Origin of the sequence: Rhizobium leucaenae USDA 9039, assembly GCF_000426285.1 — a bacterium.
GTDB classification, from domain to species: domain Bacteria; phylum Pseudomonadota; class Alphaproteobacteria; order Rhizobiales; family Rhizobiaceae; genus Rhizobium; species Rhizobium leucaenae.
Genome location: NZ_AUFB01000031.1, coordinates 16,601 through 30,968 on the forward strand (window position 1 = coordinate 16,601; position 14,368 = coordinate 30,968).

The 14,368-nt window shown below is 60.5% G+C and carries 16 protein-coding genes; 4 read left to right on the top strand and 12 right to left on the bottom strand.

Annotated features, from left to right (window positions below):
- Nucleotides 1-11: 11 nt before the first annotated feature.
- Genes K290_RS0128345 through K290_RS0128365 form a run of 5 tightly spaced genes read right to left on the bottom strand, consistent with a single transcriptional unit; the run spans nucleotide 12 to nucleotide 2,967 of the window.
- Entirely contained in the window at nucleotides 12-596 is a 585-nt protein-coding gene (locus K290_RS0128345; protein WP_028754937.1) for a DUF3291 domain-containing protein, read from the bottom strand.
- A complete protein-coding gene (locus K290_RS0128350) occupies nucleotides 596-1,024 on the bottom strand; it encodes a DUF1178 family protein (protein ID WP_028754938.1) in 429 nt (142 codons plus the stop codon). The genes K290_RS0128345 and K290_RS0128350 overlap by 1 nt, the downstream gene beginning before the upstream one ends.
- Nucleotides 1,021-1,878: a carbon-nitrogen hydrolase family protein gene (locus tag K290_RS0128355; protein WP_028754939.1), complete on the bottom strand. Its 858-nt coding sequence runs from the start codon at nucleotides 1,876-1,878 to the stop codon at nucleotides 1,021-1,023. The genes K290_RS0128350 and K290_RS0128355 overlap by 4 nt, the downstream gene beginning before the upstream one ends.
- Nucleotides 1,879-1,902: 24 nt before the next feature.
- Nucleotides 1,903-2,160, bottom strand: coding sequence for a glutaredoxin 3 (gene grxC, locus K290_RS0128360; RefSeq protein WP_028754940.1), 258 nt, complete (start codon nucleotides 2,158-2,160; stop codon nucleotides 1,903-1,905).
- 30 nt (nucleotides 2,161-2,190) lie between these two features.
- On the bottom strand, nucleotides 2,191-2,967 hold the full coding sequence (locus tag K290_RS0128365; RefSeq protein ID WP_028754941.1) for a ComF family protein: 777 nt from the start codon (nucleotides 2,965-2,967) through the stop codon (nucleotides 2,191-2,193).
- Nucleotides 2,968-3,063: 96 nt separating this feature from the next.
- On the opposite strand from K290_RS0128365, the gene K290_RS0128370 reads away from it, so the two are divergent.
- Entirely contained in the window at nucleotides 3,064-3,948 is an 885-nt protein-coding gene (locus tag K290_RS0128370; protein ID WP_028754942.1) for a class I SAM-dependent methyltransferase, read from the top strand.
- 38 nt (nucleotides 3,949-3,986) lie between these two features.
- Here the strand turns inward: K290_RS0128370 and K290_RS0128375 are convergent, their stop codons facing one another.
- From K290_RS0128375 to K290_RS0128405, 6 genes are all read right to left on the bottom strand, one after another.
- Entirely contained in the window at nucleotides 3,987-4,163 is a 177-nt protein-coding gene (locus K290_RS0128375) for a Flp family type IVb pilin (RefSeq protein ID WP_028754943.1), read from the bottom strand.
- A gap of 75 nt (nucleotides 4,164-4,238) precedes the next feature.
- Nucleotides 4,239-4,553 (bottom strand): hypothetical protein, encoded by a 315-nt coding sequence (locus K290_RS0128380; RefSeq protein ID WP_028754944.1) that lies wholly within the window; start codon nucleotides 4,551-4,553, stop codon nucleotides 4,239-4,241.
- A gap of 454 nt (nucleotides 4,554-5,007) precedes the next feature.
- Nucleotides 5,008-5,421: an 8-oxo-dGTP diphosphatase MutT gene (mutT, locus tag K290_RS0128390; RefSeq protein ID WP_028754945.1), complete on the bottom strand. Its 414-nt coding sequence runs from the start codon at nucleotides 5,419-5,421 to the stop codon at nucleotides 5,008-5,010.
- Nucleotides 5,418-6,227 (bottom strand): GNAT family N-acetyltransferase, encoded by an 810-nt coding sequence (locus tag K290_RS0128395; protein ID WP_028754946.1) that lies wholly within the window; start codon nucleotides 6,225-6,227, stop codon nucleotides 5,418-5,420. The genes mutT and K290_RS0128395 overlap by 4 nt, the downstream gene beginning before the upstream one ends.
- Nucleotides 6,208-7,449, bottom strand: a complete 1,242-nt coding sequence (gene argJ, locus K290_RS0128400; RefSeq protein WP_028754947.1) for a bifunctional glutamate N-acetyltransferase/amino-acid acetyltransferase ArgJ — start codon at nucleotides 7,447-7,449, stop codon at nucleotides 6,208-6,210. The genes K290_RS0128395 and argJ overlap by 20 nt, the downstream gene beginning before the upstream one ends.
- Nucleotides 7,450-7,551: 102 nt before the next feature.
- Nucleotides 7,552-8,445, bottom strand: coding sequence for a peptidylprolyl isomerase (locus tag K290_RS0128405; protein ID WP_028754948.1), 894 nt, complete (start codon nucleotides 8,443-8,445; stop codon nucleotides 7,552-7,554).
- Between the two features lie 244 nt (nucleotides 8,446-8,689).
- Between K290_RS0128405 and secA the strand changes: the two genes are divergently transcribed.
- Nucleotides 8,690-11,410 (top strand): preprotein translocase subunit SecA, encoded by a 2,721-nt coding sequence (secA, locus tag K290_RS0128410; protein WP_028754949.1) that lies wholly within the window; start codon nucleotides 8,690-8,692, stop codon nucleotides 11,408-11,410.
- An 87-nt stretch (nucleotides 11,411-11,497) separates the two neighbouring features.
- Here secA and K290_RS0128415 read toward each other — a convergent pair whose 3' ends face one another.
- The gene (locus K290_RS0128415) at nucleotides 11,498-12,391 is read right to left on the bottom strand and encodes a LysR family transcriptional regulator (protein WP_037136490.1); all 894 of its coding nucleotides are present in this window, start codon (nucleotides 12,389-12,391) and stop codon (nucleotides 11,498-11,500) included.
- 124 nt (nucleotides 12,392-12,515) lie between these two features.
- On the opposite strand from K290_RS0128415, the gene K290_RS0128420 reads away from it, so the two are divergent.
- The gene (locus tag K290_RS0128420; RefSeq protein ID WP_028754951.1) at nucleotides 12,516-12,725 is read left to right on the top strand and encodes a 4-oxalocrotonate tautomerase; all 210 of its coding nucleotides are present in this window, start codon (nucleotides 12,516-12,518) and stop codon (nucleotides 12,723-12,725) included.
- A 226-nt stretch (nucleotides 12,726-12,951) separates the two neighbouring features.
- Nucleotides 12,952-14,367 (top strand): lipopolysaccharide biosynthesis protein, encoded by a 1,416-nt coding sequence (locus tag K290_RS0128425; RefSeq protein ID WP_028754952.1) that lies wholly within the window; start codon nucleotides 12,952-12,954, stop codon nucleotides 14,365-14,367.
- Nucleotide 14,368: the final 1 nt, after the last annotated feature.

A 14,368-nucleotide genomic window follows, 5' to 3' on the forward strand; every position in this document is an offset into this window, starting at 1 on the left:
GGAGGTGTCCGTTAGGCTTTCAGCGCCAGGACATGCGCCAGCAAATCGCTCTGGCCCGTCGCATTCAACGCCGCGATTTCCCTCACCCTGCCGCGATCAATCGTCGCCGGCTGGCCAGTGGCGGCATAGGGCTGCTTGAATGAAAACGCCGCCGCGCTCAGCCCCTCGTCGTGAAGCCGCTCCAGCCGATCGGCGCCGTCTTTCCATTCCGGAATGACATCGGCATCCACCCACCACAGAACGAGCGCCGGCCAACGTTGTTTCACGTTCCACTGCCGCGCATGCTTCAGCGCATCGGCATGAACACCATTATAGGTAAAGGCCATCAGCGATTCGATGTCGGTCCATAGCGACAAAGAAGACGGCGCTGTGGCAAAACCGCTGCCCTCGATGAAACGCGGGAAAACCTGTTTGCCCCAACATGCCGGTCCCGGATCGCCATCGTAACCGGAGCGGCCGATGAACCCATGGGCGCGGGCAGCAGCCTCGAAATTCGCCGCTTCCCGCAGGCGAAACCCTTCGACCGCAGGGCTATCATAGGGCGCGACATGCAGCCCGAAATTATACATTGCAAGATGCTTGCCGTTCCGCGGCATCAGTTGATATCGTCCGGCAATACCGGGATAGCTGCAATCTCGATGCCCTCTTCGACCAGCGCCTGCGCCTCGTCAGGCGTCGCCTTGCCGATGATGCCCCTCGCGTCCGCCTCGCCGTAGTGAATCTTGCGGGCCTCTTCCGGAAATTTCGTGCCGACGTCCTCAGTATTCGCCTTGATGGCGTCGACGGCTTCCTTGAGCTTATTCAAGGCTTCCTTGCGGGCGGTGTCCATGGCAAGCGTCTGCAACTCCTCCTTCTTGCGCCCGGTGGAAACCGACGGCGCCATCAGGAGTTTCGAGATCGCACCCGAATTGCAGACGGGGCAGGTCAGGAAACCGCTTGCGACCTGACGGTCGAAATCGGCGCTTTCCGAAAACCAGCCCTCGAACTCGTGGGCACTGTCACATCTCAGCGAATAGCGGATCAAGCAGCGACGCCTCCAGCCGCCGGCGTCGCGATCTTCTCCAGCGAAAACTCGCGCGCATTCTTAAGATTTGGGATCTTGTCGTGAGCGGATTTGACCGCTGCGACATCGATCTCGGCAATGACAACTGCTTCGCCCGTGCCGCCGGCCGATGCCAGGACCTTACCCCAGGGATCGATGATCATCGAATGGCCGAAAGTCTCGCGGCCGTCCTCGTGCCTGCCCGCCTGAGCAGCTGCGACGACGAACATGCCATTTTCGATGGCCCGTGCCCTGAGCAGGATTTCCCAATGCGCCTCGCCCGTCTGTCTTGTGAAGGCGGCCGGCACCGTCATCACCTCGGCGCCGGCAACGGCCTGGGCGCGGAAGAGCTGCGGAAAGCGCACGTCGTAGCAAATGGAAAAGCCAAGTTCGGCAAAGGGCAGCGACACGATGCGCGCCTCGGAGCCGGGACGATAAACCGCGCTTTCGCGCCAGCTCTCGCCATTGTCGAGATCGACGTCGAACATGTGGATCTTGTCGTAACGGCTGAGCAGCTTGCCGTCCGGGCCGAAGAGAAAGCCGCGATTGGCGATCTTGCCATCGTCAAGCGCGATCGCCGTCGAACCGACATGTACGTGGATGCCGAGCTCCTGAGCGAGCTCCGCTGCCGTCTTGACGACGACATCATTGGCTTCGTCGCGCAGCACCGCGCGCAGACCCGGCCGATCCTTCTGCACCGCTCCGGTCATTTCCGGCGTCTGCACATAGACCGCACCTTTTGCCGCTGCTTCGCGAACCAGCCGCGCCATGTCGGCGGCGTTCCTCACCGGATTGACACCGGAGCACATCTGAATGGCGGCGGCCTTGAAGGTCATTGTTCTCTCCCCATTTTGTCCGGCTCAGGCAGCAAGCAGCAGATCGAGCTTGCCCGCCTGGTCGAGCGCATGAATATCATCACATCCGCCGACATGCTCGCCATTGATGAAGATTTGCGGAAAGGTCGAACGACCCTTGGCCTTCGAAATCATCTCCTGGCGCAGCTCGGGCGAATAAGTGGCATTGTGCTCGACATACTCGACGCCCTTGGAGTCGAGCAGCGATTTTGCCCGGGTACAATAGCTGCAGAATTCACGCGTATAAATGACGACGGATGCCATGATCCACTCCGAAAAAAGACAGGTTTACTGTCATATAGGATCGCCGACAGCCCTTGCAAAGGTTAAAACGGTTACGTCCGCCACGCCGGCTTTTTTCAACACGCGTGTCGCCGCGGTAACCGTGGCGCCGGTCGTATAGACGTCATCGACCAGCACGATCCGACCGCCGAAGACATCGCCAGCCCTGCCTTCCGGGATCGCGAAAGCGCCGCGCACATTGTCCTCGCGCGCCCTTGCCCCGAGGCCGACCTGCTGGGTCGTCCGCTTGGTGCGCAGCAATGTCGCCGCCAGCAGCGGTTTGCCCGAAAGCCGCGCCAAGTGGCGGGCAAGTTCCGCCGCCTGATTGTATTTGCGCGAAAAGAGCCGCGTCCGGTGTAGCGGCACCGGAATGATGGCGTCGCAGGCGGCAATCGTGCCGTCGCTGGCGCGCAGCATCCAGCCGGCCATCATCGGCGCCAGATCGGTGCGGTCGCGATATTTCAATCCAAGCACGAGATCGCGGACTACCCCGTCGTGAATAGCCGCCGAGCGCAGCCGGTCGAAGACGGGCGGATCGGCGATCGCCTCGGCGCTCAAAATCCCCATGCCGAGATCATGGGAAAACGGGCTTCCCAGCACCTCGCAATAGGGCCGCTCGATGAACCGGATGCCGGACCAGCAGGCGGGGCAAAGGCTGCGATGCGCGCCCGTCCAGGTGCCGCAGCCGGCGCAAGCCGGCGGATAGATGAGATCGGCGAGCACAGACCACGGCTTTATCAAGCCGGCCCGCAGCATCGACATCGTGATTTCGCGTCCCATCATCCCCATATGATTGACACTAGCTTTTTCCTGGCGCCTTTGCGAAGGAAAACGCGCATGGCCGCTATGCCCCATTCAATGAAATAATGATCGCAGGAAACCGTTATGGAAATCGTCTTCGACCAATCGCTCCTCGCCGCCCGCAGGCACCGCGCGCTTGCCCAGGGAGACCACAAGGCAGCTTTCCTGCTGGAGATCGCCGCCCGCGAGTTGGCCGAACGGCTTGCCGTCATTGAGCGACATTTCGACGAGGCGGTTGAGCTGCACGGCGCCGCCGGGATCGCCGCGCGTGAAGCCTTCGCGACCGGAAAGATCGGCCATATCAGGCGCATCGAAAGCGAGGCCAGTTTCGCCGCGCCCGGCGAAGAGTTGATCGAAGCTCCATTGGAGGAGCTGCCGCTGGAAGCGGAATCGGTCAATCTCGTCCTGTCGCCGCTTAGCCTGCATCTCACCAACGACACGCCCGGCGTCTTCATCCAGATCCGCCGTGCCCTGAAGGCCGACGGTCTGTTTCTGGCCGCGATCCCCGGCTCCGGCACGCTGCAGGAATTGCGCGAGGTGCTGCTCGCAACAGAGATCGAGCTGACCGGCGGCGCCAGCCCGCGCGTCATTCCTTTTGCCGATGTTCGCGATGTCGGCGGGCTGCTCCAGCGTGCCGGCTTCACTTTGCCGGTGATCGACGCCGAGACATATACGGTGCGCTACGACAATCTCTTTGCACTGATGCGCGATCTGCGGGCCATGGGGATGACCAATCCGTTGGCCGACCGCAGCAGCAAGCCGCTGACGCGCACCTTCTTTCTGCGCGCCGCCGAACTTTATGCCGAACGCTATTCCGATCCCGACGGCAGAATAAGGGCGACCTTCTCGATCATTTACGCGTCCGGCTGGACGCCCCATGAAAGCCAGCAGAAACCGCTGCAGCCTGGCTCGGCCAAGGCACGGCTAGCCGATGCGCTGAAGGTCGAGGAGCACAAGCTGAAACAGTGAATGGATCGAATCTGGCTCACTCGCCTGGGCGAGCCGCGTCAATTGGCAGGCGAGTTGGTGACCGTGTTCGAGATGTAATTGAACATCGACGACAGGCTGTCGCCGAAAGCGCCGACGCCGCTGATGATCGCCACCGACATCAATGCGGCGATCAGGCCATATTCGATGACCGTGGCACCGGTCTTGTCACGAAAAAAACGCCGCACGGAACGCATACGCTTCAAACTCCCAACATCTGAAAACGAGCGTATCCGGCGCCTTCATGCACCCGATAGGCTTTACCTAAATGGTCAGCAGCCGCTGTCGGCGCCATAGCCTTGAACGATGCAGACCGAACCGGGCTCCTGCTGCAGCACGCTACGGCGGATCGTGTAACGCTTGCCGTTTTCCGTCTGCGGAATGGAGCCAGTCGTAATATTGTCGAAATCGGGTGCGCTGGCGAGCACACTGGACTTGGATTTGTCTGAAAGCATTGGCGTCAGGATAAGCGAAAGCGCGACCGCCGCCGTTCCGAACAGCAAGGCGATATTCAACGCGCCCGTCTTGCGCGACGAGGAATAGGACTGCTCTTTTTCCTGAACAGCTTTCCAGAAATCGTCGTCCATAATGTCAAGCCTTCTTTAACGCACACACCAACCGCTTGATTGAGATCATTCAATGCCAGAAGGTCATAAACGATCCCTTAATATCCACATGTAAATTAGATATGCGTTGAGTCGCAGGACAAGGCTTGACGGAAGATAAGTATTTGATATTATCAAATTAATTGCAATTAGCCACATTTAGCTGGTTGTGATTTCGCAAACGGCACCTGTAGTAACGATCCCGTTATGAGATGAGATACTGCACGGCCTACCCAGTACTCGCTTTGCGAGTGCCATGCGAGGGCTTTCGCTACCTCAGCTCACACAGCCCTTCAGATGCGGTTTGCCGTCGCCGAAATGCTCGGAGACATCAGCAACCGACGCGCCGATCGAAGAATGCTGAAGTCGCCACCGGCCAGCTTCGAAGGCATGTTCATTGGCAGAGGCCGTAGCCGCGCCATCGCTCAAGGATACCTCAGAGCAGATCCTGCAGGAATGGGATCAATGGCTCATCGGCCGGCGGCATTGGATAATCGCGCAGCGCCTGCGGCCGCACCCATTTGATTGCTTGGCCCTCACGGCCATGCGGAATGCCTTCATAGCGACGGCAGATATAAAGCGGCATCAGCAGGTGGAAGGTTTCGTAGGTATGGCTGGCGAATGTCAGCGGCGCCAAGCATGCGATCTTCGTCTGGATTCCAAGCTCTTCCTGAAGCTCGCGCACCAAAGTCTCTTCCGGCGTCTCGCCCGCCTCGACCTTGCCGCCGGGAAATTCCCAGAGGCCGGCAAGCGATTTGCCTTCCGGTCGCTGTGCCAGAAGAATGCGGCCATCGGCATCGATCAGCGCGCAGGCAGTAACGAGAATGATCTTGTGGCCGGTCTCGCTCATACTTCCCCCGGCGAGCGCCAGTAGCAATAACGATAAGCCTCGCCGAAACCGAAGCGGACATAGAGCGCCAGCGCCGGTTCGTTGACCGCGCCAACCTGAAGCCAGGCGGTCCGAGCGCTGCGCATGCGGGCCCAACGCAGCGCCGAGGTCAGGATCTCGATCGCCAATCCCTTACGCCGGTGCTCGGCCGCCACCGATACCGACATGATGCCGGCAAGGTCGTTATCCTGGACACAAAGCGTCGTCGCCACCGGTCCGGCTTCGTCATTCTCGATGACGAAAAGGCCCGACGGCGGCTTGATCCCGCTGACTACCTCCGCCAGGGCGGGCTTGAGAACGGGATCGGCCCCGTCCACCAAAAGGCTCGCGTCGACATAGCGGCCGACATCGTGGCTCGGCAGATGATCCAGCGTATCGGGGAGTTCGAGATCGATCAGATCGGCGGTCATGACGATGGTCTCTTCGAACCGTGTCCAGCCCTGGCGCTGCAACAGCTCGATCAGCATCGGCGAGGCCAGCGGCGTCTCGCGCACCACCATCGGGCGGCCATAAGCTTCGAATTTGCGCTGCGCCTTCGCCAGCCGAATCTCCAGATCGCGACGGTCGGAGGGATCGAGCGGCACGACGCAGTTCAGCCGCTTCGACGGATGGCCCGCCGTCAGCCGCACCTGCCAACTGCCATCATACTGCACGGACGAGGCAGGCCATGCCCGGAAGCCGACGGCTTCGAGCCTGCGCACCAAAGGCAGCTTGTTCATCGTGGACTGCGCATGCATCGGAAGAATATCAGCTCCGGTAGTCGCCATTGATGGCAACATATTCCTTGGTGAGGTCGCAGGTCCAGACCGTTGCCCGGCCATTGCCGAGCCCAAGGTCGACTTTCACAGGAATATCCTGCTGCTTCATCACGTTGGAGGCTGCTTCCTCGGAATAAGAGGCGTCGCGCTCACCGTTGACGGCGACGCGGACATCGCCGAACCAGATGGCGAGCCTGTCGCGATCGGCCATTTCGCCGGCCTTGCCGACGGCCATAACGACCCGACCCCAATTGGCATCCTCGCCGGCAGCAGCGGTCTTGACCAGCGGCGAATTGGCGATCGAGAGTGCAATGCGCTTGGCGGCGGCGTCATTCTCGGCGCCGGTCACGGTAATCTCGAGCATCTTGGTGGCGCCTTCGCCGTCGCGGACCACCTGAATGGCGAGATCCTTCAGGAGTTCGTTCAGCGCCGTACGGAAAGCGCCGAGCTTGGGATCGTCGGCGCGCTCGATATGCGCCTGACCGTCAGCGGCAGCGGCACCGGTCGCGAACAGCATCAGCGTATCCGATGTCGACGTATCGCTGTCGACCGTCATCGAATTGAAGCTGGGGCCGACGCCTTCGGAAAGCAGCGTCTGCAGCGCGGCAGAGGAGATATCGGCATCAGTGACGACGAAGGACAGCATGGTCGCCATGTCCGGCGCGATCATGCCGGCACCCTTGGCGATGCCGTTGATGGTGACTTTGACGCCGCCGATCTCTGCGCTGCGGGTCGCGACCTTCGGATAGGTGTCAGTCGTCATGATCGCCTTGGCGGCCTCGAACCAGAAATCGCTGGTCGCATCCTTCGCCATGGTATCGAGCACGCCGGCGAACTTGGTCGCGTCCAGCGGCTCGCCGATCACACCCGTCGAGGCGAGATAGACTTCGTTTTCGGCGCAACCAACGGCAGCGGCCGCCGACTTGGCGGTGAGTTCGGTCGCCTGACGACCCTTGAGGCCGGTAAAAGCATTGGCATTGCCGGAATTGACGACGACGGCGCTGGCGCTGCCGTGCGGCAGGTTCGACCGGCAGAAATCAACGGGAGCCGACGGGCACTTCGAGCGGGTGAAGACACCCGCGACGGCGGCCGGCCTATCGAAGACCATCAGCAGGACGTCGGTCCGGTTCTTGTATTTGATACCGGCGGATGCCGTGGTCATGCGCACGCCGCGCAAGGCCGGCATGGCAATGAAGGATTTGGGAGCGAGCGGGGAGACAGAACCGGACATGAGGCCACCTGAACGAGCATGATGCCGAAAAAATCATCCGGCTCCAGTTCAGGGCCCGGAAAAACCGGGCCCTGATGGTTTGACTGCTGCGACTTACTGCTGCTACTGAGCGTCAGGGGCAACCACGTCGTCTGCCGGCGCCTGATCCTGCTGCTTCTGCGCATCATCATAGGCCTTGCTCAGCGCCGGGTCATTGATGACGACCTTCGATTCCTGCTTGGCCTTGGCGAGGAGTTCAAGATACTTGTCGCGCATGACGAGCTGACGAACCTGATCCTTCACCTGATCGAACGGCGGCGGTGGAGCGACTCGCTTGTCTTCGACCTTGATGACGTGCCAGCCGAAGTCGGACTTGACGGGGGTCTTGGTGTAGGTGCCGACCGGCAGCGCGAAGGCCGCGTCTTCGAATTCCTTAACCATGCGGCCGCGGGCGAAATAGCCGAGATCGCCGCCGTCGCCCTTGTTCGGGTCGGTGGACTTTTCCTTGGCGAGTTCGGCAAAATCCTTGCCGGCGTCGAGTTCCTTGATGATTGCCTTGGCTTCATCCTCGGTCTTCACCAGGATGTGGCGTGCATGAACTTCTTCCTGCTTCGGCAGGGCAGCGACTTCCTTGTCGTAGCGGGCCTTGACCTCATCATCCTTGATCGCATCCGCGACATGCGCCTTGAAATAGGCATTGTGCAGCTCGCGGTCGCGCAGGTAAGCCATGTGCGATTGGAAGTCCGGCGTCTGGTCGAGCTTTTCGGCAGCCGCGTCCTTGGCGAGCAGCTTGACGTCGATCGACGCCGAAAGTGCCGCGACCTTCTTCTGGTCGTCGGGAAGCTGGCCGAGCTGCGGGTCGAGGTTGGCGATCGCGAGATCGAGTTCGGATTGATGGATTTCGACATCGCCGACCTTGGCGACAACGGGATCTTTGGCGTCAGCGGCAAAGACCGGCGCCTGCAAGGTGACGAATGTTGCGAACACAGCCGCAGCAAGTTTGTTGTAGTTCAACATAAAATAACCTTTCGGTGGTCTCGACCGGCTCGCAGTAATGAATCCGGTAGAAAAAGCCTTCAGCAGGAGAATGTGGCCTTTCTGTATCGGCCAATTCCCGTTGACATCAATCGACCCCCCTCTTATCTGTCACGCAACCTCGCGTCCAGAACAGTTTCCGGGCGTTTTGTGCTATACTCCCGATTTTTTCAGGGGCGGATGAAGCAGAAAACGACAGGATGAAATCTCAGAAAGGACCAGTCATATGGTCAGCCTAGGTGGAATTGCCCGCAAGTTGTTTGGCTCGTCCAACGACCGCCGCGTCAAGTCATTCCAGCCGAATGTCGTTGCGATCAACGCGCTCGAAGAAAAGATGCGCGCTTTGTCTGACGAAGCTTTGGCCGCCAAGACGGTCGAGTTCCGCCAGCAGCTTGCCGACGGCAAGACGCTGGACGACCTTCTTGTACCGGCATTTGCCGTGGTGCGCGAGGCTTCGCGGCGTGTTCTGGGCATGCGACCTTTTGACGTGCAGCTCATCGGCGGCATGATCCTGCATTCGAATGCGATCTCCGAGATGAAGACGGGCGAAGGCAAAACGCTGGTCGCGACCCTGCCTGTCTATCTCAACGCCCTTGCCGGCAAGGGCGTGCATGTCGTTACCGTCAACGACTACCTGGCGCAGCGCGACAGCGGCCACATGGGCCGCATTTACGGCTTCCTCGGCCTGAGCACCGGCGTGATCGTTCACGGCCTGTCGGACGAAGAACGCCGCGATGCCTATGCCTGCGACATCACTTACGCCACCAACAACGAGCTCGGCTTCGACTATCTGCGCGACAATATGAAATACGACCGCGGCCAGATGGTGCAGCGCGGTCACAATTTTGCGATCGTCGACGAAGTGGACTCGATCCTCGTCGACGAGGCGCGCACGCCGCTCATCATTTCCGGCCCGCTCGACGACCGTTCCGATCTCTATACCACGATCGACGCCTTCATTCCCCGTCTGTCGAAGGACGATTACGAGATCGACGAGAAGCAGCGCTCGGCCAACTTCTCCGAAGACGGCACCGAAAAGCTGGAAAACATGCTGCGCGATGCCGGCTTGCTGAAGGCTGAATCGCTCTACGACGTCGAAAACGTCGCGATCGTCCACCACGTCAACAACGCCCTGAAGGCGCACAAGCTCTTCCAGCGCGACAAGGACTATATCGTCCGCAACGGCGAAGTGGTCATCATCGACGAATTCACCGGCCGCATGATGCCGGGCCGCCGCTATTCGGACGGCCAGCACCAGGCGCTGGAAGCCAAGGAACGGGTGCAGATCCAGCCGGAAAACCAGACGCTGGCGCAGATCACCTTCCAGAACTATTTCCGCATGTACGGCAAGCTCGCCGGCATGACCGGCACGGCATCGACGGAAGCGGAAGAATTCGGCAACATCTACGGCCTCGACGTGGTTGAAGTGCCGACCAACCTGCCGATCCAGCGTATCGACGAGGACGACGAAGTCTACCGTACGCATGATGAGAAATATAACGCGATCATCACCGAGATTTTGGACGCCCACAAGCGCGGCCAGCCGGTGCTCGTCGGCACCACCTCGATCGAAAAGTCCGAACTTCTTGCCGACCGCATGCGCAAGCAGGGCTTCAGCAACTTCCAGGTTCTGAACGCCCGCTACCACGAGCAGGAAGCCTATATCGTCGCACAGGCCGGCGTTCCCGGCGCCGTGACGATCGCCACCAACATGGCCGGCCGCGGTACCGACATCCAGCTCGGCGGCAACCTCGATATGCGCGTCGAACGCGATTTGGACGGGATGGAGCCCGGGCCGGAGCGCGATGCGGCGATCGCCAAAATCGCGGAAGAGATCAAGGAGCTCAAGCAGCAGGCGCTCACCGCCGGTGGTCTCTATGTCATCGCCACCGAGCGCCATGAAAGCCGCCGCATCGACAATCAGTTGCGCGGCCGTTCCGGCCGTCAGGGCGACCCTGGCCGCTCGAAATTCTACCTGTCGCTCCAGGACGACCTGATGCGCATCTTCGGCTCCGACCGTATGGACGGCATGCTGCAGAAGCTCGGCCTCAAGGAAGGCGAAGCGATCGTCCATCCTTGGATCAACAAGGCGCTGGAACGCGCCCAGAAGAAGGTCGAAGCCCGCAACTTCGATATCCGCAAGAACGTCCTGAAGTACGACGACGTGCTGAACGATCAGCGCAAGGTCATCTTCGAACAGCGCGTCGAGCTGATGGACGCGACGGATCTTTCCGAAACCGTCGGCGACATGCGGCATGAGGTCATCGAAGATCTGGTTTCCAAGTACATTCCCGAGCGCGCCTACGCCGAGCAGTGGGATGCCGACGGTCTCAAGACCGCCGTCGCCAACTTCTTCGACATGGACCTGCCGGTGCATGACTGGGTCAAGGAAGAGGGTATCGCCGAAGACGATATCCGCACTCGCCTGACGGAAGCCGCAGATAAGGCCGCCACGGAGAAGGCCGAGCGCTTCGGCCCCGAGATCATGACCTATGTCGAGCGCTCCATCGTGCTGCAGACGCTGGACAATCTCTGGCGCGAGCACATCGTCAACCTCGACCATCTGCGCTCCGTCATCGGCTTCCGCGGTTATGCTCAGCGCGATCCGCTGCAGGAATACAAGGCAGAGGCCTTCGAACTCTTCCAGTCGCTCCTGAACAACCTGCGCCAGGCCGTGACCGCGCAGTTGTCGCGCGTCGAACTGGTGCAGCAGCCGGCCGAGCCGGAGACGCTGCCCATGCAGGCGCGCCATATCGATGCCACGACCGGTGAAGACGAGTTCGCGCCGCTCAGCCTCGTCAACGAAAATGTCGTCGCCCCGGAAAACCGCGATCCCCAGAATCCGGCAACCTGGGGCCGCATCGGCCGCAACGAGACTTGCCCCTGCGGCTCCGGCAAGAAGTACAAGCACTGCCACGGGGCTTTTGAAAGCAACGAAGTGGTTTGAGATTTCGCAATCTCTCAGCAATGATCAAAATGCCGCCTTCGAGCGGCATTTTTTATGCGCGATTTTTGCCGGATGCCGAGGCGATAATTATTCGGCAGGTGCGCCAAAGCGTTTCAGCAAGAAATCGATCATGCTGCGCAGTTTCGCAGTCGGCCGACGGTCCACTGCATATAACAGGTACATCGGCGAGGCGACGGGCGTCCATTCCGGCAGAACCTGCATAAGGCGACCTCTGGCAAGATCATCGGCGAGCATAACCTCCGGCTGAAGGACGATACCCGCGCCATTCAGGGCCGCGACGCGCAGCGCGTCACCATTGTCGGCAGACAATCGTCCGCTCACATCGGGCCGCCATTCGCCATCGGGGCCGAACAAATACCACTGGTCGCGGCGACGCCAATAGGAGAGGCCGAGGCAGTCATGCGCCGACAAATCCTTCGGGTGCACCGGCGTACCCCGCCGCTCCAGATAGGCCGCTGACGCAGCCATTATTCGTCGATACGGCTGCAAGGGGCGCGCCACCAGATCGACCTCGGCAACCTCGCCTATGCGAATTGCAAGTTCGCACCCCTCTCGCGACAGGTCCGGCACGCCGTTGTCCAGCATGACATCCACGCTCACGGCAGGATACATGGCGAGATAGTCGGCAAGTGCCGGCATCAGGCGATGACTTCCGAACGTGACGGGGGAGACGATGCGCAGCAAGCCGCGAGGCTCGGACTGCAATTCGCTCGCGCTGGCGTCAGCCAGTTGCACATCGGCCAGCACTTGCTTGCAGCGCTCGTAATATAGACGGCCGATTTCGGTCAGTTGCTGGCGCCGGGTGGTTCGATGCAGCAGGCGAGCTCCGAGGCGCGCTTCTATTGCCCGCACTTGCTTGCCCACCATGGTGGGAGACACGCCGGCAGCGTCGGCGGCTGCACTGAAGCTGCCCTGTTCAACCACCCGCACGAACATGGTCATCGCGGATAATTTATCCATATTATAAACCCTGAGGTTCTAAATGAATGAACATAGAGCACGTTTATTCCCGATAAGCCAGCGGCCATAGTTCCTCTGCCTTAGCCGTCTCAGTCCGGGACGGCAGCCAAACAGGAGCTTTCCAATGCCAACAATTCACCTCGAAATGCATCCAGGCCGAACGATCGAACAAAAGCGTGATTTCGTCCGCAAGGTCACCCAGGTAACCACCGAGACGCTTGCTTGCCCGACGGATAGCGTGGACGTGCTGATCAGCGAAATTCCTCGCGACCACTGGGCCAAGGGCGGACAGCTCGTAGCGGATAAGGATGCGCCTCAGAAAATCGCAAAATGAGACGGTGACGGTCCGAAGCAGACCTTTACCGACTCCGTCAACACGGCATAGGGCCGTTTAAGCCTTCGCATCCTATCGATCCATAAGTGTCGCCTTCAGGCGGCATTTTGTTGACACGCCGGCGCCGTCGTCGCACGCTTTTCGTGTATTCGAGGAACCGAATCTTAACCCCCCTCTGCGAAAACTATCGTTAGGTTAGATCATGTTTTAAGTATTGCGTATCGACATGGCGGTCTTTCAAACAGCAGAGAAAATGCTGCCGTCCGGGCTGCGGACCGCGCTGTCGCCATATTTGCGCAAACTCGCGCCGCTTTTCACCGGCAATGACGAAAAGGCCGTCTCGCAGCGCATGGCGCTGGTCGCTTTCGTCATCCGCATTGCCGGCGCCGCCCTTGCCTTCGTTTCACAGATCGTCCTTGCCCGGATGATGGGCCGTTTCGAATACGGTGTCTTCGTCTTCGTCTGGGTGCTGATGATCCTGTTCGGCAATCTCGCCTGCCTCGGCTTCCCGACCGCCATCATTCGTTTCCTGCCGCAATATGATGCGAGCGGCGATCACGATGCCATCCGTGGTGTGACAGCCACCGCGCGCCGCTTCGTCCTGGCGGTTGCCGGCGGATTGGCGCTGATCGGCATGGCGGCGCTTTATGCGTTCAGCGGCATGGTCGAACATTATTACGTCATGCCGATCTTTCTCGGCCTGATCGCGGTACCGATGATCGCGCTGGGCGACGTACTGGACGGCACGGCGCGCGCCAATCATTGGCCGGTCATGGCGCTGAGCCCGACCTTCCTCATCCGCCCGACGCTGATCCTGCTGTTCATGCTGGCCGCCGTCCTTTCCGGCGCTGCCCATAGCGCGGTAACGGCGATGGCTGCTGCCCTTGCGGCCGCTTTCTTCACCGTGTGCTGCCAATATCTCGCCGTCACCCTCCGCCTGCGCCGTCATTATCCCAACGGCCCGAAAAAGATCGAATTCAATGCTTGGTTTGCGGTCGCTTTTCCGGTCTTTCTCGTCGAGGGCGTCGGTTACCTCCTGACCAATTCCGATGTCGTCGTGGTCGGCATCTATCTCGATCCCGCAGAGGTCGCCGTCTATTTTGCCGCTGCCAAGATCATGGCGCTGGTGCATTTCATCTATTTCGCCGTCAAGGCCGCCATCGGTCCGCGTTTTGCCGCCATCATCGCCGAAAATGACCGGGAAAAACTCGCGGCCTTCGCCACGGAAGCCACGCGCTGGACCTTCTTCCCGGCCCTTGCCGTCGGTCTGGCCGTATTCGCGGCCGGGCAATTCCTGCTCTCGCTCTTCGGCGCGGCCTTTACCGAGGGCGAGGTGGTCATCGCCATCCTGCTCGCCGGCGTTCTCGCCAAGGCGCTCGTCGGTCCGGCCGAGGTTCTGCTGCTGATGGCGGATCGGCAAATGCTCTGCGTCTATCTCTATGCCGCGGCGCTGGTCGCCAATATCGGCCTCAACGTCGCTCTTATTCCACATTACGGCATCGAAGGCGCGGCCGTTGCTGCGGCCAGCGCCATGACGATCGAGGCCGTGTTGCTGCATATCGCCGTGCGCCGCGCGTTCGGCATCGTGCTCTTCGCCCTTAGCCGCCAGCCGGCAATGTTGGCAACGAAAGGGGCACTCTGAT